Below are 23528 nucleotides of genomic sequence, written 5' to 3' on the forward strand. Positions count from 1 at the left end.
CACCAACAAGGAGAATCCCATGCCCACCCAACGAACCGTCCTCCGAGTGCAAATGCGACCCATCGCCGGCTCCCGCTTTCAACCGACTGGGTTCCCCGACCTCGGGCCTGCGACCTTCCAACGGCCCGTCGGCGAAACCGAGATGCAGCAGTGCGTACTGGTGGAGTCGAACCAGTCGATGGCCAACCGGTTGGAGGGCACGCTGTGGTCAGAGGGCGACCAGGCCCCGGTCGAGATGATTGCGGCCCTCCCATGGATTCGAGTCACCGCCGCCGATGACGGGCGCTACGTCACATCGAGCCGCACCGAAGCCCACCGATTGGCGAGTGCCTTCGTCAAGCAGTCCGAGCTCGACGGTGTTGGCATGACCGAGACCATCAAGGAGCGTCTGGCTCTTCGCGACGACACGCCGCTTGCACCACGGCATCTGGCTCGTGCGATCTTTGCGCTCGACCCGATGTGTCTCCTCCATGGTGTGTTCTTTGCCGACTCGGCCTGGCCCGGTCAACCCAAGGTGGCCCGGGCCATCACTGGAGCAGTAGAGGCCCACGATGTCGCCGAGGCTGTGTCAGGCGGTGTGAAGTTTGACCGTGTTCGCCATTCACTCGGCGAGTCTGAAGGCGGCACAGCCGAGGGGTATGGCACCGTGCCGTTCCACCGTATGGAGTTCACTGCGCGCTCGATCGAGGCCACGTTCGTGCTGGACCTTGCCCAACTGGATGCGTACGGTTTGCCCGAAGGGCCTCGCGATCTACTGGAAGCCTTGGCGCTGTGGGAAGTGCGTTCGCTCATCGACGGCGGCATGCGCCTGCGTACAGCCTGCGACCTGGAACCGATCGAGGCTGCCGACCTCAGCGAGCTGCCCGAGGCCGCGGAACTTGAGGACCGGATCGGCACCGCAATCACGGCAAGCGGTGATCTGCTGCCCACGACCGGACCGATCGACGTGATCTGGTCGGGCGGCAAGGCCAGTAAGAAGAAGGGCGAGAAGTGAGCCTGAACGTCCAAGTCTCGTTCCCTCTGGGCCGCTATCACGCTACCCCTTGGGATCGACACGTCAACGAAGGGGCCGTCGAATGGCCACCCTCGCCGTGGCGCATGGTTCGAGCCCTGATCGCGGTGTGGCACGATCGGTGCCCCGAACTCGATCAGCCTGACGTGGTGCAGGTGCTCAACGTGGTGGGAGCGTCGCCTACCTACCACTTACCGCGATCGGTTGCTGCTGGCACGAGGCACTACTACCCCGGAAGCGCTCAGCAGCTGCCAACGAAGCCCGACACCTCGAAGGTGCTCGATACGTTCCGTGCTGTCGATCCGGCGGCGGTGGTGCAGATCACGTGGCCCGGCGAGCTGAGCGAACAAGCTCGCAAGGCTGCGACGGTGCTCTTCGAACGCATGAGTTATCTGGGCCGGGCCGACAGTATCTGCGAAGCGAGGGTGGTGACACCTGCCCTGTCGAACCACCCCACTGCCGACCCGCCCCACGAAGTCACACCGGACCCAGACGGCGAGCTCGCCCTGCTTTCGCCCGGGTTGCCGATCGATCTTGGCCAGGTGACCGTCGGTACCGACGCCATGCGAAGCGCTGGGTATGCCCAGCCCAAGGGATCTCACCTTGTGCGTTTCCGGGTATCACCGCCCCTCGAACGCTCCGCAATCCGGGCTACCCGGGTCCCACCTTCGCGTCGCCCGAACCCTACGGTTGCGGTTCTGGCGGTATCAGGGCGCCCCGCGCCGATGCATGAGCTGAGCCTGGTGGTCGCCGAACGAGTTCGGAGTGCATTGCAGAGCGTGTACGGCCAGCGGTCAGATCGAGCAACGAGCCCAACCTTCGCGGGACATCGTGCAGGCGTGGTCGACAGTCCCGCTCGCCTCGACGATCACCAACATCTGCATCTGCTCCCCGTCGCAGGCGCCGACCGAAGGATCGATCGCATCATCGCCTGGGCACCAGAGGGGTTCGGCCCAGCCGAGGTGGCCGCCCTGGCGGAAGTCAGTGCCGTGTACCCACCGGGACAGTCGCCGGGTAGGAGGCAACCACCATCCGGACGGTCCCAACGCCAGGTCGTCCGGGGTCTGGCGACGTTCCACGTTGTACTCGCTGCATTGGGGGAACCCGACGAGATCCTTGCGGCATCGTCGGGACTCGATCTGGTTGGCCCTTCCCGGGTATGGCGGTCCTTGTCTCCCATGATGCCCACCGGCCATCCGAACCGACAGGACCGCGCTGACGCTGACCGCATGGGCGGCGTCTCGCTTCGCTTCGTCCGGCGGCGCATGGCTCCCGAGCTCCGCTACCGCAGCAAGGCCGAGCCAACCTCGGTGGAGTTCCTCGATCAGCCACCTCGGCCAGCCCAGCGATACCGCAGACATCGGATCGGAGCAACGATCAAAGATGCTCGCCCTGCAACCTGGCTCCGTCTCACCTTCGATGCCGAGATCGCTGGCCCGCTATCGCTCGGGCGGTTCAGCCACCTTGGCCTTGGACTCTTCGAACCCGAACCCTCCAAGATCCGATAGGCCATGGGCTCACTTCCCGCCGTCGTGCCAGCCCGCATGGTCAACGAGTTCGCCTATTGCCCACGCCTCTTCCACTTGGAGTGGGTAGGTCGGGAGTGGGCAGACAACGCCGATACCGCTGAGGGAGATCACCAGCACCGACGTGTCGACCAAGCTCGGGGCAACATCTCCGCCGATGGGCTGCCGTTCTCCGCAACATCGATGAAGGTCACGTCTGACCGCTTGGGGTTGACGGCCGTCATCGACGTGTTGGAAAGCGACGGCACCGAGCTGCGGCCCGTCGATGTCAAGAAGGGCAAGCCACCTCCAGCGCACTACGAGGAGACCGCGTGGCTGAGTGATCGCGTCCAGTTGTGCGTGCAGGCGCTGATTCTGCGTGACCATGGCCACCTGTGTAACCACGGAGAGCTGTTCTACGGTGCCACCCGCCAACGGGTCGTCGTACCGATCAACGACGAGCTGTTGACGACCACCCTGGCCATGCTGCTGGAACTCCGAACGGTCGCAGCAGAGCCGGTGCCGCCACCACCATTGGTAGACAGCCCGAAGTGTCCTCGTTGCTCGCTGGTCTCGATCTGCCTCCCAGACGAGAAGAACACGCTGACGCAACGACAAGCCACACCCACCCGCCGATACCTGGCCAGAGATCCGTCGTCCAGGCCCCTGCACGTCACCGAGCAGGGGGCGCGCTTGTCCAAGAAGGGCGAACGACTGCTGGTCATCAAGGGTGACGAAGAACTGGGATCACTTCGCCTCATCGACGTCGTATCGGTGTCGCTCCACGGCAACATTTCGGTTTCGCCCCAGCTGCTTCGAACGTTGTTGCGCAAGGACATCACCGTGGCGTGGTTCAGCACTGGCGGATGGCTCGATGGCGTCGGAACCAGCGGATGGAGTGGTTCGGTGGAGCTTCGCCGCCGTCAGGTTCTCGCAGCCGAACGAGGGGCGGTGCACCCGGCCAAGGAGATCGTCCGCGGAAAGGTAGCCAACAGTCGAACCATCCTCAGACGAAACACGCGAACTGGGGCGAAACAAGAGCTGCGCGAGTTGGCTCGCGTACTGCGATCCCTCGACAACGTGTCCGACCAGGCGACGCTGCTTGGTTCCGAGGGAAACGCCGCCCGTGTGTACTTCTCAGCGTTCTCGTCGATGCTCGCCCCTCGGGAGTTCCCAGGGGGGAGTTTCCAATTCGACGGGCGTAACCGTCGCCCGCCCAAGGATGCCGTCAACGCTTTGCTCTCCTTCGTCTACGGATTGATCGTGAGAGATCTCACCGGCGCAATCACGGTTGTGGGGCTCGATCCTTACTGCGGGCTTTACCACCGGCCCCGTTTCGGGCGACCGTCCCTTGCTCTCGATCTGGCTGAGGAATTCCGGCCGCTCGTCGGGGACTCGGTGGCGATATCACTCATCAACAACGAGGAGATCAACCCCGGGCATTTCATCCAACGCGGCGAGGGTGTCGCCCTCACCAGCGATGGTCGCCGGAAGGTCATCGCCGCCTACGAGCGGCGACTCGATGTCGAGGTCAAGCATCCGATCTTCGGCTATCAGGTCACCTACCGGCGCCTCTATGAGCTTCAGGTGAGGTTGCTTGCGGGATGGTTGATGGACGAGATAGAGCGGTACGAACCGTTCGTCACCAGGTGACGGTGCCATGGCTCGGCGCAGATTCGTGGTCTGTTACGACATCGCCTCGCCAGCGCGGTGGAGGCAGGTGTATCGGATCATGCAAGGCCATGGCGAATGGATCCAGCTCTCCGTCTTCTTGTGCGACTTGGACGACGTGGAACGAATCCGACTTGAGAGTCTGCTGGCTGAGGTGATCCACCACCGGGATGATTCCGTATGCTTTGCCGACCTTGGCCAAGTCGAGAAGGATGCAGTGAAGGTAGTCTTCATGGGCAAATCACGAAGACTGCCAAATCCCGGGCCGGCGATCTTCTAAGCGAGCGCTCGGGTGATGGACATTCCCCCGGGCAGCGCTCGAAACCCTTGAGCCACCGGGAGGTTTGGTTGGTCTTTGACAACAGCATCAGGATGCGATGACCCACCGTCGTTGGGACCGCTCGAAATCGCCCGAAAGATACCTGCTCTCCCAAGGGCTCCCATCAGGGGCCCTTCCCCCGGCCATCAGGCCGGGGCTCCATTGCGGCATTCTGTACCGCCTTATCTATTTGTTGAATGAGATAGCTTCCCCCGGCCATCAGGCCGGGGCTCCATTGCGGCAGCACGCCACCATCGTGTCCGGTCCCGACGGGGTCGCGCTTCCCCCGGCCATCAGGCCGGGGCTCCATTGCGGCAGGTAGTTGGCTCTGGTGAGGCCATGGCTCCGGGCTATCTCTTCCCCCGGCCATCAGGCCGGGGCTCCATTGCGGCGGGTTCCGCGCGATCGCTGACCGGTGGGTGTTCGATGGCGCTTCCCCCGGCCATCAGGCCGGGGCTCCATTGCGGCGACCGTCCTGCCGGTTGCTGACGGTACCGACGCCGGCTTCCCCCGGCCATCAGGCCGGGGCTCCATTGCGGCGATACGACACCGATCTTCCAGTCGGCGGTGCAGGCGCGCTTCCCCCGGCCATCAGGCCGGGGCTCCATTGCGGCGGTCGATGGCACCTACATTGCCCGCTGGCCTGATGCCCTTCCCCCGGCCATCAGGCCGGGGCTCCATTGCGGCCAGGTGGCGTCCAAGGCCGGCAACACGAACCGGCACTTCCCCCGGCCATCAGGCCGGGGCTCCATTGCGGCACGGTGGCCCGGTCGGTGCTCCGTGATGGCACGATCCCTTCCCCCGGCCATCAGGCCGGGGCTCCATTGCGGCCGCGTCACGCCGGTGACGTCGAACACGACGGTGCCGGACCTTCCCCCGGCCATCAGGCCGGGGCTCCATTGCGGCGGGTGGGATGCGTTCCCGGAGTCGGCCGGAACGTGGGAGCTTCCCCCGGCCATCAGGCCGGGGCTCCATTGCGGCGCTGGGGTGTTGCTCATTGGGTTGCCTCCTGGCAATTGCTTCCCCCGGCCATCAGGCCGGGGCTCCATTGCGGCGTCTCGATGCTGCTTGCGGCGGTCCGCTTGCTCCACCTTCCCCCGGCCATCAGGCCGGGGCTCCATTGCGGCCTGATTCACGGTGAGGGTGACCGGTTCGCTCAGCCGTCTTCCCCCGGCCATCAGGCCGGGGCTCCATTGCGGCGAAGTGCCCGAGCTGCTCCACGACCAGTTGGGCAAGCTTCCCCCGGCCATCAGGCCGGGGCTCCATTGCGGCGAGGTGGAGTTGGGTCGACTTGTACCGCTCGCGGAGGACTTCCCCCGGCCATCAGGCCGGGGCTCCATTGCGGCGACACGATCATCGGCAAGCTCCAGGAGACTCAGGGCGACCTTCCCCCGGCCATCAGGCCGGGGCTCCATTGCGGCGAGACGGCGAGGAGCCGTGAGGTTTCCTCCGATGTGGTCTTCCCCCGGCCATCAGGCCGGGGCTCCATTGCGGCTGGTTGGATCCGGCCCCGCTGATCGACGAGGCCCGCGACTTCCCCCGGCCATCAGGCCGGGGCTCCATTGCGGCATGAGTGCCAGCCGTTGGGCTGGGGGGCCAAACTTGCCTCTTCCCCCGGCCATCAGGCCGGGGCTCCATTGCGGCGGGTCAGCCCTTCGCTGCGGCGACAGCGGAGTTTGCGGCTTCCCCCGGCCATCAGGCCGGGGCTCCATTGCGGCTTCCAGTGCTGCGTTGTCATCAGAACATCAATCTGAACTTCCCCCGGCCATCAGGCCGGGGCTCCATTGCGGCGAGGTCCGCCCCGAGCGCTGCGCCATGTGCAGGGGTACTTCCCCCGGCCATCAGGCCGGGGCTCCATTGCGGCAGCGACCTCCAATTGATCCTCCGGGACTAGCTCCCGGACTTCCCCCGGCCATCAGGCCGGGGCTCCATTGCGGCTGGTCGAGCTAGGCACATCGCCTGTAGGGACTGGGCGGCTTCCCCCGGCCATCAGGCCGGGGCTCCATTGCGGCTCTCTGGTGATCAGCATGGATCACACCAACACTGGGACTTCCCCCGGCCATCAGGCCGGGGCTCCATTGCGGCAGTGCCTGGTCGACGGGGGACAGCAGGCCGATCACAGGCTTCCCCCGGCCATCAGGCCGGGGCTCCATTGCGGCGTCGAGCAGACGGATGCGGACACATACGATCTGAACCTTCCCCCGGCCATCAGGCCGGGGCTCCATTGCGGCATCGCCACGGTCACGTTCGTTGGCTGACCGAAGTCTGACTTCCCCCGGCCATCAGGCCGGGGCTCCATTGCGGCACGGTTCGGTTGGCCGCCTTGGGGAACGATGGTTAAGCCTTCCCCCGGCCATCAGGCCGGGGCTCCATTGCGGCATCTGGGACAACGCCGACCGCGAAGCTCAGCTGCTCCGCTTCCCCCGGCCATCAGGCCGGGGCTCCATTGCGGCGCCGCGACGTCGTCGGTCTCGGCGAGCTGTTCGCGCAGCTTCCCCCGGCCATCAGGCCGGGGCTCCATTGCGGCAGTACTGACGAGATCGAACGCGCTGGCCGCCGGAAGACTTCCCCCGGCCATCAGGCCGGGGCTCCATTGCGGCGCTGCCGGCGGTGAGTCGGTGGCGGTCGAACTCGGAACTTCCCCCGGCCATCAGGCCGGGGCTCCATTGCGGCAGCGTCAGCCCCGCCGCCCAGCGCTTCACGTGGCCGCTTCCCCCGGCCATCAGGCCGGGGCTCCATTGCGGCTGGGACTTGATTGACTTGATCTCGGCGCCGCACGCGAGCTTCCCCCGGCCATCAGGCCGGGGCTCCATTGCGGCGGAACGCCGATCGTCATACCGCCGAACGTCGGCCCCGCTTCCCCCGGCCATCAGGCCGGGGCTCCATTGCGGCGTGCCACGCAGGTCGAGGGCGGCACGCAGCGCAGCGGGCTTCCCCCGGCCATCAGGCCGGGGCTCCATTGCGGCTGTGAGACGTGTGGGTCCTCGCCCGTGTAGGGGTGCCCTTCCCCCGGCCATCAGGCCGGGGCTCCATTGCGGCCCAAGGGTCTGGCGGATGCCGCCCAGGTGTCGACGCCTTCCCCCGGCCATCAGGCCGGGGCTCCATTGCGGCGGTCATCGATCGACGATGAGGGGTCAAGGCTGGCCCGGGCTTCCCCCGGCCATCAGGCCGGGGCTCCATTGCGGCACCGCGAACGGGGCAACCCGTTCGGGTGTTTCCTCGGCTTCCCCCGGCCATCAGGCCGGGGCTCCATTGCGGCGCCGTCGATCCACACGATGCGCTCGTTCACGCTGGTCCTTCCCCCGGCCATCAGGCCGGGGCTCCATTGCGGCCGGATCAACATGCCGACCGGTGTGTCGTCGTGGGCGTGGCTTCCCCCGGCCATCAGGCCGGGGCTCCATTGCGGCGTGGCGGTCGCAGGCTGGCCACTTGAGCCGGATGTCAGTCTTCCCCCGGCCATCAGGCCGGGGCTCCATTGCGGCACCAACATCGTGGCGGGCAACAACGCCGCCAGCTACCCTTCCCCCGGCCATCAGGCCGGGGCTCCATTGCGGCTGCCCGTTAGTGCGTGCCTCGACGTACTGGCGCCACGTTCTTCCCCCGGCCATCAGGCCGGGGCTCCATTGCGGCTACTGCCCGTTCCAGTCACCGAGGTCGTGGGCCGAGCTTCCCCCGGCCATCAGGCCGGGGCTCCATTGCGGCAGCCACGATGTCGCATGGGCGACGAACTTGGGGTCGCTCCTTCCCCCGGCCATCAGGCCGGGGCTCCATTGCGGCTGCCCCGTCCGCACGTTCGCGATCGTCCTGCGCAGGTACTTCCCCCGGCCATCAGGCCGGGGCTCCATTGCGGCCCGGGGGTCGGGATCGTCGCGCCAGATAGCTGCGTAACTTCCCCCGGCCATCAGGCCGGGGCTCCATTGCGGCACCGAGTCGACGGCGTACCGCCATCACAGTGGGTGCACTTCCCCCGGCCATCAGGCCGGGGCTCCATTGCGGCCTCCTCATCGGTCAATCATCATCATCGTGACTCATGGCTTCCCCCGGCCATCAGGCCGGGGCTCCATTGCGGCAGGGCGATCGAGACCGTTGCGGTCATCCCTGCGTCCCCCTTCCCCCGGCCATCAGGCCGGGGCTCCATTGCGGCACGTTGGGGAACGTGACTGCACCCGGCGAGGGCGAGACCTTCCCCCGGCCATCAGGCCGGGGCTCCATTGCGGCGTGGCGCGTAGGTCGAGGGCCGCACGGAGCGCGGCGGGCTTCCCCCGGCCATCAGGCCGGGGCTCCATTGCGGCTCGACGAGGGGGGTCAGCGTGTCGATCAGGTCGGCGACTTCCCCCGGCCATCAGGCCGGGGCTCCATTGCGGCCCCTGGATGTTCAGCAACACGTCGGCGACGTCGCCCGCCTTCCCCAGGCCATCAGGCCAGGGGCTCCATTGCGGCACCCCGTCGACGTCCGGCGTAGCGTCGCACGGTACCCCGCTTCCCCCGGCCATCAGGCCGGGGCTCCATTGCGGCTCGTCCGCCTTGTGGACAGAATGACAGTGTTCAGAGCTTCCCCCGGCCATCAGGCCGGGGCTCCATTGCGGCGCCACTCGCAACGCCTGGCGCACAACGGCCGCCTACCTTCCCCCGGCCATCAGGCCGGGGCTCCATTGCGGCGGGCAGGTTGCGTTGCCGGTGATAAAGGCGCTGGCCACGGCCTTCCCCCGGCCATCAGGCCGGGGCTCCATTGCGGCGTCTTGGCCATGGCGCTGTTGAGCGCCTGCGCCTCAACTTCCCCCGGCCATCAGGCCGGGGCTCCATTGCGGCGCTGATTCGTCGTATGCGGATGCGTCGGCGCACGGTGCTTCCCCCGGCCATCAGGCCGGGGCTCCATTGCGGCTCGGTCGACGGGAACGACTTGCCCTGGTGAACAGCAACTTCCCCCGGCCATCAGGCCGGGGCTCCATTGCGGCGACGAGTCCGACCGGACACAGAAGGGTTGGCTTGATCCTTCCCCCGGCCATCAGGCCGGGGCTCCATTGCGGCTCCGAGGGCGCAGGCACCGCGCTCGCCACCGCATCCTACTTCCCCCGGCCATCAGGCCGGGGCTCCATTGCGGCCGAAGGTCCGGAGGGCGACACGACGTCGCTGGGTGAACTTCCCCCGGCCATCAGGTCGGGGCTCCATTGCGGCTGGTAGTCCCGCTCGGCCTGCTTACACGCCTCGTCGAGCTTCCCCCGGCCATCAGGCCGGGGCTCCATTGCGGCGGCGACTGGGTGCTCTCACAGTTGGCGATCGGGTTCGCTTCCCCCGGCCATCAGGCCGGGGCTCCATTGCGGCCACCCGACGGGAGGTCTAGCAGTGATGAGCCAGTGGCCTTCCCCCGGCCATCAGGCCGGGGCTCCATTGCGGCTCTTGCTCCGCGTGTCGTGACGACGGTTCCGGTGAGCTTCCCCCGGCCATCAGGCCGGGGCTCCATTGCGGCACCGGTTACGGAACGGTGTTTCTCGCCCGCATCCTCGGACTTCCCCCGGCCATCAGGCCGGGGCTCCATTGCGGCGCGTAGTGCAGCTAGGGCCACGCCGTAGGGTAGGCCAACTTACCCCGGCCATCAGGCCGGGGCTCCATTGCGGCGTGTCGTCGCGGTAGTCGTCGAGAAGCTTCTCGACCTTGCTTCCCCCGGCCATCAGGCCGGGGCTCCATTGCGGCCACGATGATGGGATCACGACTGTGCACACGTGCCCCCGCTTCCCCCGGCCATCAGGCCGGGGCTCCATTGCGGCTGGGTGACGCGGCTGATGGTGACGGTCAGGTAGCTCGCTTCCCCCGGCCATCAGGCCGGGGCTCCATTGCGGCCATCGGCACGTCGACCCCGTCAGGCCACGCCCTGAGTCTTCCCCCGGCAATCAGGCCGGGGCTCCATTGCGGCGCGGGGTCTTTGATCAGCCACGGCAGCTCGGCCCTGACTTCCCCCGGCCATCAGGCCGGGGCTCCATTGCGGCGAGGATCCGGCCGGCGCGATGAAGGTCCTCGAAGCGTCGTCTTCCCCCGGCCATCAGGCCGGGGCTCCATTGCGGCGGGGCGTCGGGGGTCACTGTGCCAGTGGTGGACGGACTTCCCCCGGCCATCAGGCCGGGGCTCCATTGCGGCCACAGCCACTGTGCAGCGGTGGCGATCCCGGTGGCCACCTTCCCCCGGCCATCAGGCCGGGGCTCCATTGCGGCCCCATAGTGCGAGAACGCACCGCACGTTTCCGGCGCCACCTTCCCCCGGCCATCAGGCCGGGGCTCCATTGCGGCGAGCTCGAGCGGCTCTCGTTCGATAGGTGGGGATCGAACTTCCCCCGGCCATCAGGCCGGGGCTCCATTGCGGCAACCGGGCGGCGAAGGTCCGCAGCAACACGTTGCGTGCTTCCCCCGGCCATCAGGCCGGGGCTCCATTGCGGCCATCCCCACACACCCCGAAGGAAACACGACCATGACACTTCCCCCGGCCATCAGGCCGGGGCTCCATTGCGGCGCTTGGCTGGTGTTGTGCACGGTTGTGCTCGTCACAGGTCTTCCCCCGGCCATCAGGCCGGGGCTCCATTGCGGCTAGCCGCCGGTGTCAGCCGCGCGTGTCTTGTACCCCCAGCTTCCCCCGGCCATCAGGCCGGGGCTCCATTGCGGCCGCTGGACAGCCCCGTGGCGGTGCAGTTCCTGCACCGTTGGTTGGCGGTGGTCGTTGTCGTCGGCGCGTTGGTAGAGGCAGCCAGGTTGTACCGGGCGGGGGCACGGCCCCACGCGTTGGCGCTCAAGGTCGCCGTGGTGGCGCAGTTCCTACTCGGCGTATTCACGTTGGTGTACGCGGTGCCCGTCGCGTTGGGCTTCGCCCACCAGGCGGGGGCGGTAGTGCTCCTGGTCGTCACCGTCGTGGCCGCGCACTGGTCGATGGGTGGCGCCCGCGGCACTGCCGGGCAGCGTCGGGAGGCTGCTCGCTAATCCGTTCCGTGGCACCGCGGCGCCGTTCTCTTCACGGTGAGTAGCGGCACGAACGCGCTCCGAAGTACTTTCAGAAATAGGTTGACGACGGCCTGCTTTTCCGTCATACTCGAACACATGTACGACTTGGAGATCCCGGGCGAACCAACCCCGATCGACCCAACTTCAACCGGAGGCCCATCCGCCAATCCGGTCGGCGCCGAACCATCCGCGACCCAGTTCACCAACTGGGCAACCGGTGGGGCCGACGAGACAATCGGCTGGGCCGCCCCGCCGACCGGATTGCATGCCGAGATCGTGGCGCAGCTTCATGACGATTGCGCTTACAAGACTGATGGGCCGACCGGTGAAATCACCGAGGCCGAGGGTGCCCAGCTGAACGAGACTGTGCGAGCGCTCGCCGGCGTGGTGAACGCCACCCACGGCCGCATGGTGCTCGCCATGAGCCGAATCCTCGAAACCGGCTGGTGGAACAGCGACGGCATCCTCTCCGCCAAACACTGGCTGTCGATCCACTGGTCCACCACCTCCGCCAACATCACCCGGGTCATCGCCGTCGCCAAGAAGGCCAACACCTACCCCGAGGTGATCGACGCCCTCGTCGCCGGAGAGATCAGCCTCGAAGCCGCCCAACTGATCTGTCGTCGGGTCCCCACCGAATTCCAAACCGATTTCGTCGGCTATGCCCGCAACATGACCATGACTCAGCTTCGGTCATGCACGCCGGCGGTTCCGGCCCCAAACGACGAGGCGGAACCCGAGCCAGGGCTGGACCCAACCGGTGAAGCCGGCGACGAGACCGAGCAGGCCACCGACGCGGCCAACGAAGGTGACGCCCCCCAGAACGAGTCGGCCACCGCCGACCCGCCCAACCGGGTGTCGTTCGGGCTCCACGGCGATGGCCGCTGGTCGCTCAACGCCAACCTGTCAGCCGAGGACGGCGCTCTGTTCGAAACCGCCCTCCAACAGGTCAGGGACTTGGCGTTCAACGCTGCCGAGGACCCCGACGAGAAACTCCGACTCACCTGGGCCGACGCGTTCATCGGTCTGGCCCGACGGTCGCTCGACCACGCCGATGCCGACACGGCCGACGGCCGTCCCACCGACCGCTCCCTCGTCCACTTCCACTACCAACTCGGGCGCCTCTACCTCGACGGATCGAGCGAACCGCTCCCCCACGCCATCGCCCGCCAGATCCTCTGTGACACCAACCTGGTCGCCATCGGGTTTCGCAACGGCCGCCCGGTCGACCTGGGCCGCAAGACCAGAACGATCCCCGACCGGCTCCGCCGTATCGTGCTCCGACGCGACGGCGGCTGTGTCGTCCCAGGCTGCGGCGCCACCCGCGGCTTGGAGATCCACCACCGCATCCACTGGGAGGACGGCGGCCCCACCGATGCCTCCAACCTCATCGCAGCCTGCAAAGCCCACCACCGAGCCCACCACCACGGCCTCCTCCACATCCATGGCGACCCCTACTCCGGGCTGACGTTCACCAACGCCAATGGCAAACCGATCTGCGCCCAACCACCGATCACACCGTCGGAATCCAGCCCCGAACGGCTCACCGACGACGCCCAAACCCACGGCATGACCGACCCCGAGCAGCAACGACTCGGACCTGTCGGCGGCAAGCTTCAACGCTGGGCGATCCTCCCCTGGCCGAAGCCCATTCCACCACGATCACCCAACCTCACCCCGATCACACCCGTTCCCTCCGAAACTGGCGTCAACATCCCACCAACGCTCGTCCGCCGGGAATAGCCCAGCAGTCTTGGTCGGCATCAAAGACACCGCTCACGCCCGGTCCGCCAACGGTGGACCGGGACCCGGCGCGCAATTGGCTCGGTTCAGCCGGAGGCTACCCGGAGGTAGACCGACGTCATTGAGGACGAGCGGGGTGCCGACATCGAGCACGCCTCCGCTGGTCACCCGCAATGGGCGGACGTTAAACGGTCATTCGCAGTCCGCCATCCACCCGGATGAGATCATCGTCGTCCCCGCCACGCACTTCAGTGCTCGATCGGTGACCGTCACAGCCGATCGGCGACGAGGGCGGCGATCTTGCGGTTGGCGGTTCGCGGCAACACGGTCGTGATCGCTGCGGAGACCCGATTGGCCATGCCCGTGACCCGAACCGTCTTGCCGGAGGCGGTGGCGACCAGCGCCTCGGTGGCCACTTGATCCGCGCTCTGCCAGAGAAACCCTGGTAGATCATCGCCGGTGGCGCCGCCGGTCTCGCCGAACTCGGTATGCGTGGCGCCAGGACAGATCGCCGTGACAACGACGTGAGAGGAATTGAGTTCTTCATGTAGCGATTCGCTGAAGCTCGTGACGAACGCCTTGGTGGCGGAGTAGACCGCGAAACCCGGCCCCGGTGCGTGCCCGCCGAGTGACGAGATGTTCATGATCCAGCCGCGTTCCCGCTCACGCATGGGCGTCACGGCCGCGTGCGAGAGCTCGACCAGCGCCGTGACGTTCAGGTCGATGACCTGACGGTAGGCATCGAAGTCACCCTCCGCGAACGGACCGCTCGCTCCCACGCCGGCGCAGTTCACGAGGAGGTCCACCGGCCGGTCGGGGTCGGTGAGACGGGCGACGACCTCAGCCATCGAGGCCGGGTTGGTCAGATCGGCGACGAGGGTGTCAACCTGACCCCGACCTGGTCCGGCGAGCCCGGTGACCAGTTCGTCGAGTCGGTCTCGGCGGCGAGCCACGACCGTCAAGTCGACGCCGGCGATGGCGAGTTGTCGTGCGATGGCCGCGCCAATGCCGCTGGATGCTCCGGTGACGAGGGCGGTGTTCCAGGGATGCTGCACCGGCTCAGGCTAAACCGACCGGGTTCAGCCCCTGGTCGATGGAGTAAGCGTCTGGTCCGAGATTCAGGCATCCGCCGCCGACACCCAACGCACGTGACGTTCAATCACCGTCACATCCGTCGCCCTGAATGCCGCCGGAGTGATCTATGTGACGGAGACATCGATCTGACCTTCGGGCCGGCAGACCCACGCCAGGGCTTCGCCGAGTGAGATGCCGATGCGATCGACGTCAAGATCGCCGCTGGGCTTGTCGTTCGGGTCGCGAACCTTGACGCGGTCATCGACTCCAGACGGGCCGCCGGACGCCTCAAGGACCAGGCTGCGCTTCCGTACCTTGAGTCGCTCAGGGCGGAGATCACACGGGAGTCCGCCCCCGACGCTGGATAGTTCTCGACGATCGCGTCGCCGCGGCGGGGTTGCAGGCCAACGTGCGGCTCCCGGTGACGGCGAAACGGGTCGACGGTGTGCAGCGGTTAAGCTGGTCACCCCCCAAATCTCACGTCGCGCGCGCCGCACTCCAACGGTCACACCCACCGTCGCCAGCGCGCTGCTTTCTGGCCAGCGACGTCCAAGCTCTGAGTCGAGGCCCAGTGTCAACGTCACCCTCCCCTGCCGTCCCCACAAGCGCTGAAGCCCACGAGCGTTCCGTGCCCGTCGAGGGCTTCCGCAACGTGGCCATCATCGCCCACGTCGACCACGGCAAGACCACCATGGTGGACGCCCTGCTCGGCCAGGCCGGCGCCATGTCCGCACACCACAAGGCCGATCCAACCGATGCACCCGACGGGCACGCCACCCGGGTGATGGACTCGATGGACCAGGAGCGCGAGCGGGGCATCACGATCCTTGCGAAGAACACGGCGGTGCGCTGGCCGCTCTCGGCCGAGCATGGCGGGGGCGAGGCCGGCGAGGTCAAACTGAACATCGTCGACACCCCGGGTCACGCCGACTTTGGCGGCGAGGTGGAGCGCGCGCTCACCATGGTGGACGGCGTGTTGCTGTTGGTCGACTCCTCCGAGGGGCCGCTGCCACAGACCCGGTTCGTGCTTCGCAAGGCACTGGAGCTGGACCTTCCTGCCGTGCTGGTTGTCAACAAGGTCGACCGTCCCGACGCGCGGGTGGCCGAGGTGGTGTCCGAGGTGGAGGAACTGTTCCTTGACCTCGAGGCTGAGATGCACCAGCTTGAGTTTCCAATCGTCTACACGAATGCCAAGGCAGGCACGGCGTCGCTCGATCCCAACACCCAGGAGGCAAACCTCGAGCCCCTGGTGCGAACGCTGGTCGAGCACCTGCCCCCGCCCAGCCACGACCCCGAGGCTCCGCTGCGTGCATGGGTGACCAACCTTGACTCCAATCCCTTCGTCGGACGCCTGGCGTTGTGCCGGGTGGTATCGGGCACGATCAAGAAAAACCAGCCGGTTGCCTGGTGCAAGGCCGACGGAACCATCGTCTCGGCGCGCACCGGCTCGGTGTTCGTCACCGAGAACCACGAGCGCATCGAGGTGGACTCGGCCGGGCCCGGCGAGCTCGTCGCAGTGTCGGGCATCGAGAACATCAACCTTGGCGAAACGCTGGCCGATCCCGAGGATCCCCGACCGCTGCCGGTGATCACCGTCGACGAGCCCAGCCTGTCGATGACGATCGGAATCAACACTTCGCCGATGGCGGGCAAGGAGGGTTCCAAGCTGACCGCCCGTCTGGTGAAGAACCGGCTCGACACCGAGTTGCTCGGCAATGTCAGCCTGCGGGTGCTTCCGACCGAGGCGCCCAACGCGTGGGAGGTTCAGGCTCGCGGCGAGCTGCAGTTGGCCGTGCTGATCGAGGCGATGCGGCGGGAGGGCTTCGAGCTCACCGTCGGCAAGCCCCAGGTGCTCGTCAAGGAGATCGACGGAGTACGCCAGGAGCCCTTCGAGCGGCTGACCGTCGACGTGCCCGAGGAGTTCTCCGGCACGGTCACCCAGTTGCTGTCCGAGCGGCGGGGGCGGATGAACGAAGTCAGCCATGGCGACAGTGGTTGGGTGCGCCAGGAGTGGATCGTGCCGGCCCGTGGCCTGATCGGCTTCCGCACGAAGTTCCTCACCGAAACCCGCGGCACCGGCATCCTCAACCACGTGTTCGAGGGCTACGAGAAATGGGCCGGCGGCATCCGCGCCCGAGCAACCGGCTCGATCGTCGCCGACCGTCGGGGCCCCACCACCGCCAACGCCATCATTTCAATCCAGGAGCGCTCTTCGCTCATGGTTGGGCCCGGCGTTGAGGTGTACGAGGGCATGGTGGTGGGCGAGAACAGCCGTCCCGACGACATGGACGTCAACATCTGCAAGGAAAAGAAGCAGACCAACATGCGGGCATCCGGCTCGGACAACACCGAGAAGATCACGCCACCCATGCCAATGGGCCTCGACCGTGCGCTGGAATTCATCGCCACCGACGAGTGTGTCGAGGTGACCCCCGAGTCGATTCGACTGCGCAAGGTGGAGCTGGACCCGACCGTCCGAGCCCGGGCGGCCAAGAAGGCCAAGGCGGACGCCTAGCTGCAGAGCGGAGGTCTGACCGCCGCTGCCGAGGTCTGACAAGCTACGGCGATGAGAGTTGTGATCGCTCGTTGCTCGGTCAACTACGAAGGACGACTGAGCGCGCACCTGCCCAGCGCCGTGCGCCTGATCATGGTGAAGGCCGACGGCTGCGTGGCGATCCACGCAGACGGAGGCGCCTACAAGCCGCTGAACTGGATGAACGCCCCCAACCGCCTGATTGAGGAGCCCCACGAGTGGCGGGTGACCAACACCAAGGGCGACACCCTGCGCATCACCATGGAGGAACTGCTCAGCGACTCGTCCTGGGAGTTTGGGGTGGACCCGGGGCTTCAGAAGGACGGGGTGGAGGCGCACCTTCAGGAGCTGCTGGCCGCTGACCCAACCCGCATTGAGGACGGCCTCACCTTGGTGCGACGCGAGCATTCGACCGACATCGGCCCGGTCGACCTGCTGTGCCGCGACCCAGCGGGGGTGGCAGTGGTGATCGAGGTCAAGCGTCGCGGCGAAATCGACGGCGTGGAGCAACTCACCCGCTACCTTGCCCGCATGGAGCGCGACCCCACGCTTCGGCCCCTGCGGGGCATCTTCGTGGCCCAGAGCATCAAGCCACAGGCCAAGGTCTTGGCCCAGTCCCGCGACATCGCCTGCGTCGAGGTCGACTACGACTCACTGCGCGGCATCGAGTCGCCACAACAGGCCCTTTTCTAGAGACACATTCCGAGGAGTTCCTCATGCAAACCTGCCGCAGCTGTCAGAGCGCCAACCTCGACGCGGCCGTGACGTGTTCGGTATGTGGCGAGTCGCTGGAGAGTTACTCGATCACCGAAGCTCCCGCTACCCCACCGCCCTACGCGCCACCACCACCCCAACCGCCCTACGCGCCACCACCTGGATACGGGGCACCACCACCTCCCGGGCCGCCATCGGCCACCGTGTATGCACCTCCGGGAACGCCGGGTGGATACATGGCGACCAACCCCACCAACAACATGGCGATCACGTCGCTGGTGCTGTCCATCGTTGGCGTCGCCACAGCGCCGCTGTGCTACCTGCCGATCCTGCTCGCACCGGTCGGAGCCATTATCGGCCACATGGCCCTGAACCGCATCAAGACCTCCGGTCAGGAGGGTCGAGGTCTGGCGCTGGCGGGGATCATCATCGGCTGGTTCGGCACCCTGCTGGCGGTGGGAGTGGTGATTCTGATCATCGTGCTCGTCGCTGCCGGCTCGGGTTCCACCACCTGAGGGCCATGACGGCAGCAGTTGTGCAGCGCGCCGGTCTGGCCGACGATGCCCAGGCGCGGTCGGCGGGGTGGCTGATCAACACGGGGTTGCGCCCTGGCGACCGCCTCGCCATCTCGGCTCCCAGCAGTCTCGACTATCTCAACGTGGCCCTGGGTGCGCTGCGCAGCGGGATGATACCGGTGTTGATCAACACGTCGCTCCTGAAGGACGAGGTCGAGTACATCCTGAGCGACGCCCGGCCCGCCATCGTAATGGGAGAACACGAGGTGGTTGCAGCCACCAAACATCACCGGCGTGCCGCCTTGTCACGGTGGCCCCTGGGGCGGCCGATGGCCTACACGTCCGGCACCACCGGACAGCCCAAAGGCGTCTACTCGGGGGTCCTCAGCGAGACGGAGGCCCAGTCGCTCTGGGCCGAGGAAATCGATCTGTGGGGCATCACCGCCGCAGACACCTACGTACAGATCGGTCCGCTCTATCACTCCGCTCCGCTGCGCTTCGCAGCCTGCGTGCAACTGGCGGGCGGGTCCGTGGTCGTTCCGGGCCCGTTCCAAGCGGAACGCACCCTGAAGGCCATCCTGGAGCACTCCCCCTCGGTCGGTTTCGCTGCACCCATCCATCTCAAAAGGTTGTTCGCCGTCGACCCTGACGATGCCTGGACCGACATGCGTCTGCTGGCCCACGCCGGCGCGCCGTGCCCACCGGAGGTGTCTGCGGAAGCCAGGCGACGCTTTGGAGACGAAGCGGTTTGGGAGTTCTATGGCAGCACCGAGGGTCAGTTCACCGTGTGCTCGCCGGCCGATCGGCTGGCTGCGCCCGGGTCGGTTGGTCGAGCTCGACCCAACCGCAGGCTCCGGCTGGACGACGACGGCCACATCTGGTGCACCGCCCCGCCCGCCGCCGCCTTCACCTACTGGGACGACCCGGAGCGCACCAAGCTCGCATGGCGAACCACGTCGGATGGCCACGCCGAATTCACCGTGGGTGATCTGGGCCGCCTGGTGGATGGTTACCTGTACCTGGACGGGCGGCGGGACGACCTGATCATCTCGGGTGGGGTCAACGTCTACCCGGCCGAGGTCGAGCGGGTGTTGCGCCAGGTGGACGGCGTGGAGGACGTCGCAGTGTTCGGCGTCGCCGATGATGAGTGGGGCGAGGCGGTCAACGCCGTGGTGGTGCCGCGCTCACCCGCCGATCACACCGCAGACACCACCTTGATCGACGCCGTCAACGCGCACGCCCACGCTTCCTTGGCGCCCTACAAGCGCCCCAAGCGGGTTCTGGTGCGCGCCTCGATCCCCGTGAGCTCGACCGGAAAGGTACGTCGCTCGACCCTGTCGAGCGAGTTGGCCCGTTAGGCCGGATCGAACGTGACCCGACCTGCGTCCAACACGACGCGCCCGTCACCGCCGTGGGTGGAAAACCGCGCTGCGCCGTCGCCATCACGCCACATCCGCACCGTAAGCGACTCACCAGGAAACACGGGAGACGAGAACCGGCCCTCCATCGAGCGGAACCGGGCAGGATCACCCTCGCACAGCCCCTGCAACAACGCCCGACCAGTGAACCCATAGGTGCACAGCCCATGGAGTATCGGTCGGTCGAAACCGGCCAACGCGGCGAAGGACGGATCCGAGTGCAGCGGGTTTCGGTCGCCCGACAGGCGGTAGGTCAGCGCCTGATCCTCCCGGGTGGTCAACGTCACCTCAAGATCGGGGGTCGACCCCTCGTGCGGCATGCTGCGGGACCCCGAGGGCCCACGCTCACCGCCGAAGCCGCCCTCGCCACGGATGAACACCGACATGACCTTGTCAAACATGGGCTCACCATCCGGCGCGACCGACCGCGAGGTCACCTCGACCACGGCACCCTTGCCCTTGTCCCAGACCGCCGTCACCTCACCCGTGGTCACCACCGAGCCCTGCACCGGCAGTTCCCGGTGCAGGGTGATCGCCTGCTCACCGTGCACCAACATGGCCGGGTTGAATGTGCCGATGTTGGCGAAGGCACCCGAGGCATCACCCAGCACCACGGCCTGCGTTGGGTAGGCACGCTGGGCGATGTTCATCGAATTTTCGGTGGTAAAGGCCAGGTCGGTGGTGCCTGCGCCGATGCCGACGGCATAGAGCAACGAGTCCTTGGACGTCCACGACGACTCGACAGGCGTGCCGGTCGTGCCGACTGCGTCCGGATTGATTGCCACGGTCGTTCTCCTCGATCCGGACGGCCACACGGGGTGCCGAATCCATTCCATTCTGTCGCAGGTTCGTGGCACATGGGGTGACAAACCCCTGCGTCCAACCAGCAAACCCACCCACTCCCTCAGCCAGTGCGGCCATTGCCGCCACTTTTGGTCCCCCATGCGCGATGGTAGATCGGTGAGTTTGTCGCGCCGAACGGTCCTGATCGCATGTTTCACGCCGTTGGTCGCCATGGCTGTGCTCTCGGCGGGCTACCTCATCGACGGCGCGCTCCAGAACGGCAAAGTCGTCCGCAACGTCTCCGTTGCCGGCGAGGACGTCGGCGGACTGAATCGACCCGAGATGTTGGCCCAGGTGAAACGGTTGGCCGAGGGCTTCCCCGATACCCCCGTCAGCATCACCGCCGACGACCTCATTTTGAACACCACCGCCGGCGACCTGGGGTACGAAATCGACGTGAACACCACCGTCGATCGCGCGTTCGCTCAGGGTCATCAGGGCTACAGCCCGGCCAAAGCGGTGCTGTGGTTGTCCAACCTGTTCGAGGAGTACCGGTTGCCCGTGGCCCTGACGACCGACCAGGACCGGTTGAACTTCACCGTGCTGGCCCTTGAGGGCGACCGCCGCACCGATCCGGTGAACCCGGCCATCACCTTCGCCGGCACCACACCTGAGCTGACGCCTGGAATCCCTGGTCGCAAGATCGATCCCTCGTCGATCACCAATCAACTTCCCGGTTCACTCAACAGGTTGGGAGAGCCGATTGAGCTGACCGCCACCCGGGGAACCATCCCAACGCCCATCTCCGACGACGTCATGGTCATGATCAAGGCACAACTCAACAATATTTTGGGGACACCATTCACCCTTCGGGCAGGCGATCAAAGCGCCGAGGTGGAGCCAAGCGAGATCGTCCCGCTGCTTTCGGTGACGACCAAGGGCAACAAGCCTCAGGTTGTGGTCGATGCCAAGGCGGCCGCCTTACTGCTGACCGACAAGCTGCCAACCCCCTCCAACCCAACAGGGGTGCGGTTCACGCTGGGACCAAACGGGCCCGCCCCCGTCGGCGGCAAGGATGCGGTGGTCTGTTGCGACAAGACCGCAGGCACCGTCTTCACCAAGGCGATCGAGCAGGCTCAGCACGACGTCAAGTTGCCGACAACCAAGTACAGCGCCGCCCAGGGACTCAAGGATGCTGCTCAGGCGGGCGTCAAAGAGCAGGTCGCCACGTTCACCACGGAACACCCGGCCGGCCAACCCCGAGTGCAGAACATCCATCGCATCGCGGATCTCACTCAGGGGGTGTACATCCCTCCGGGTGGGTCGTTCTCGGTCAACGACTTCGTGGGGCAACGCACCGAGGAAAAGGGGTTCGTCTCTGCACCGGTGATCGAAGACGGTGTCTTCACCAAAGACACCGGCGGGGGCATCAGCCAATACGCCACCACGCTGTTCAATGCATCGTTCTTCGCCGGTTTGGACATTCCGAGGTACAAGGCACACTCGGTGTACATCTCTCGGTATCCGTTCGGACGAGAGGCCACCCTCGCCTATCCGGGGGTGGACCTGAAGATCTCCAACCCAAGCCCCTACGGCGTCATGATCTGGCCCACCTACACCGACACGTCCATCACGGTCAGCCTCTACTCCACCAAATGGGCCAACGCCGACCAGACCGCTCAAACCGGCGAAAAAGAGGGCGAAGGTGGGCTGCGTTGCGGCAACATCACCACCCAGCGCACCACCACGGTCATCGCCACCGGCGCCGCGACGAATGACACGTTCAATGCCAGCTACGTGTGCAAGGAGCCGGAGACCAAAGGGGACTAACTTGGCCCGGTGACAGACGTGATGCAAGACATCGAGAACTTCGAGTTCATTGACCGCATGAGCGACAGCGATGCACTCATGTGGAGCATCGAGAAGGACCCCCTGCTCCGGTCCACCATCGTCACCGTCAGCACCTTCGAAGGCAGCCTGGACCACGATCGGGTCCGTCACCAGGTGGACTTTATGAGTCGGGCGATCCCCCGATTGCGGCAGCGGGTCCGGGCGAACCCGTTGTCGATTGCCCCGCCCCGCTGGGAGTTCGACCCGTACTTCGATCTGGCCTATCACCTGCGATTCGTCACGGTGTCGGAGGGTGCCACCCTGCACGACGTGCTGTCGATGGCAGAGCCCATAGGTATGCAAGGTTTCGATCGGGCCCGACCGCTCTGGGAGTTCACGGTGGTTGACGGCCTGGCCGATGGCACCTCAGCGGTGATCATCAAGATCCACCACTCCATCACCGACGGTGTGGGCGGTATGAAGTTGCAGTTGGCGCTCTTCAATCTGTCACCCGACGACCCAACTCCCGAGTTACCCGACGCCCCCGAGATCCACGTACTGAGCCAACCCGAGCGCGTGGCCGACGCAGTCAGCCACGAGAGTCGCCGCAGCGCCGGCATGTTTGCCGATTGGGCCAAGCGGGGCCTGGGTGGCGTACTGGGCGTCCTCACCGACCCCGTTGGCGCGCTCGCCGACGCGGAGGAACTCAGCGGCTCGGTGGTGCGCATGATCAAACCTGCGTCACCGATGAGCCCGCTGATCACCGAACGCTCGTTGTCGGTTCGCTTCGACACGCTGCAGTTTCCCCTGGCCCAGGCCAAAGGGGCGGCCAAGGCGTCAGGCGGCCGTCTCAACGATGCCTTCATCGGCGGCTTGGCGCTCGGTTTGCGCCGCTACCACGAGGCCCACGCGCGCAACGTCGGTGCGCTCCGCATGAACATGCCGATCAACATCCGTAATCAGACCATCGGCAATCAGGCGGGCAATGCGTTCATCCCCGCCCGAGTGGAGGTGCCGCTGCACCCCGATGACCCCGCCGAGATCATGAAAAAGGTGCGCACCGCGGTGCTGTCCGCCCGGGACGAACCCGCCAACGATCTGATGGAGTTGCTGTCCAACGGCCTCAACCGGCTGCCAACCTCGATGACGTCATCGCTGTTCGGGGCCATGCTGAAGGGAAACGACTTCACCGCATCGAACGTTCCGGGTGCCCCCATCCCCATCTATCTCGTGGGCCAACGCATGCTGAGCCAATACGCCTTCGGCCCCAATGCCGGGTCGGCGATGAACTTCACCCTCGTCAGCTACGCCGACGAGTGCTTCATCGGCGCCAACATCGACCCGGTGGCCGTGCCCGACCCGGACGTGCTCATGCTGTGCGTGCAGAAGGGCTTCGACGAAGTCCTGTCGCTCAGCCCTACCAGCTAG

At 66.5% G+C, this 23528-nt stretch carries 14 protein-coding genes and 2 CRISPR repeat arrays; of the genes, 12 read left to right on the forward strand and 2 right to left on the reverse strand.

The genetic code is table 11. The annotated features are described in order from the left end of the window. Nucleotides 1-19: 19 nt before the first annotated feature. The 6 genes from cas7g to MPARV_RS22695 all read left to right on the forward strand — a co-directional run bounded on the left by cas7g (nt 20) and on the right by MPARV_RS22695 (nt 13233). A complete protein-coding gene (cas7g, locus tag MPARV_RS0110440) occupies nt 20-994 on the forward strand; it encodes a type I-G CRISPR-associated RAMP protein Csb1/Cas7g (RefSeq protein ID WP_031278186.1) in 975 nt (324 codons plus the stop codon). Beyond that, nucleotides 991-2520, forward strand: coding sequence for a type I-G CRISPR-associated protein Csb2 (gene csb2 / locus MPARV_RS0110445; RefSeq protein WP_081582228.1), 1530 nt, complete (start codon nt 991-993; stop codon nt 2518-2520). Before cas7g ends, csb2 begins: the two co-directional genes overlap by 4 nt. Before the next feature lie 3 nt (nt 2521-2523). Further along, nucleotides 2524-4170 (forward strand): CRISPR-associated endonuclease Cas4/Cas1, encoded by a 1647-nt coding sequence (locus MPARV_RS0110450; protein ID WP_020378197.1) that lies wholly within the window; start codon nt 2524-2526, stop codon nt 4168-4170. A gap of 7 nt (nt 4171-4177) precedes the next feature. Next, complete coding sequence (gene cas2, locus MPARV_RS26050) at nt 4178-4468, forward strand: CRISPR-associated endonuclease Cas2 (RefSeq protein WP_020378198.1); 291 nt, start codon at nt 4178-4180, stop codon at nt 4466-4468. A 172-nt stretch (nt 4469-4640) separates the two neighbouring features. Then, a CRISPR array of direct repeats spans nt 4641-8873; the repeat unit is 36 nt; unit sequence CTTCCCCCGGCCATCAGGCCGGGGCTCCATTGCGGC. Nucleotides 8874-8986: 113 nt separating this feature from the next. After that, nucleotides 8987-11158: a CRISPR direct-repeat array (repeat unit 36 nt; unit sequence CTTCCCCCGGCCATCAGGCCGGGGCTCCATTGCGGC). A 14-nt stretch (nt 11159-11172) separates the two neighbouring features. Then, a complete protein-coding gene (locus MPARV_RS0110460) occupies nt 11173-11469 on the forward strand; it encodes a COX15/CtaA family protein (RefSeq protein WP_020378199.1) in 297 nt (98 codons plus the stop codon). A gap of 117 nt (nt 11470-11586) precedes the next feature. Further along, nucleotides 11587-13233: an HNH endonuclease signature motif containing protein gene (locus tag MPARV_RS22695; RefSeq protein ID WP_020378200.1), complete on the forward strand. Its 1647-nt coding sequence runs from the start codon at nt 11587-11589 to the stop codon at nt 13231-13233. A gap of 269 nt (nt 13234-13502) precedes the next feature. Here MPARV_RS22695 and MPARV_RS0110470 read toward each other — a convergent pair whose 3' ends face one another. Next, complete coding sequence (locus MPARV_RS0110470) at nt 13503-14288, reverse strand: SDR family NAD(P)-dependent oxidoreductase (RefSeq protein ID WP_012223082.1); 786 nt, start codon at nt 14286-14288, stop codon at nt 13503-13505. Between the two features lie 647 nt (nt 14289-14935). On the opposite strand from MPARV_RS0110470, the gene typA reads away from it, so the two are divergent. The 4 genes from typA to MPARV_RS0110490 all read left to right on the forward strand — a co-directional run bounded on the left by typA (nt 14936) and on the right by MPARV_RS0110490 (nt 19427). Then, nucleotides 14936-16822: a translational GTPase TypA gene (gene typA / locus MPARV_RS0110475; protein WP_012223078.1), complete on the forward strand. Its 1887-nt coding sequence runs from the start codon at nt 14936-14938 to the stop codon at nt 16820-16822. Nucleotides 16823-16873: 51 nt separating this feature from the next. Further along, the gene (nucS, locus tag MPARV_RS0110480; RefSeq protein ID WP_012223076.1) at nt 16874-17533 is read left to right on the forward strand and encodes an endonuclease NucS; all 660 of its coding nucleotides are present in this window, start codon (nt 16874-16876) and stop codon (nt 17531-17533) included. Between the two features lie 257 nt (nt 17534-17790). Continuing rightward, nucleotides 17791-18069 (forward strand): DUF4190 domain-containing protein, encoded by a 279-nt coding sequence (locus MPARV_RS25360; RefSeq protein ID WP_020378202.1) that lies wholly within the window; start codon nt 17791-17793, stop codon nt 18067-18069. A 5-nt stretch (nt 18070-18074) separates the two neighbouring features. Beyond that, nucleotides 18075-19427: a class I adenylate-forming enzyme family protein gene (locus MPARV_RS0110490; RefSeq protein ID WP_020378203.1), complete on the forward strand. Its 1353-nt coding sequence runs from the start codon at nt 18075-18077 to the stop codon at nt 19425-19427. On the opposite strand, the gene MPARV_RS0110495 is transcribed toward MPARV_RS0110490, so the two are convergent. Beyond that, nucleotides 19424-20272: a MaoC family dehydratase gene (locus MPARV_RS0110495; RefSeq protein WP_020378204.1), complete on the reverse strand. Its 849-nt coding sequence runs from the start codon at nt 20270-20272 to the stop codon at nt 19424-19426. The genes MPARV_RS0110490 and MPARV_RS0110495 overlap by 4 nt on opposite strands. Before the next feature lie 175 nt (nt 20273-20447). Between MPARV_RS0110495 and MPARV_RS0110500 the strand changes: the two genes are divergently transcribed. Then, nucleotides 20448-22100, forward strand: a complete 1653-nt coding sequence (locus MPARV_RS0110500; RefSeq protein WP_162143564.1) for a VanW family protein — start codon at nt 20448-20450, stop codon at nt 22098-22100. A 9-nt stretch (nt 22101-22109) separates the two neighbouring features. Continuing rightward, entirely contained in the window at nt 22110-23528 is a 1419-nt protein-coding gene (locus tag MPARV_RS0110505; protein WP_020378206.1) for a wax ester/triacylglycerol synthase domain-containing protein, read from the forward strand.

Source organism: Candidatus Microthrix parvicella Bio17-1 (assembly GCF_000299415.1).
Taxonomy (GTDB): domain Bacteria; phylum Actinomycetota; class Acidimicrobiia; order Acidimicrobiales; family Microtrichaceae; genus Microthrix; species Microthrix parvicella.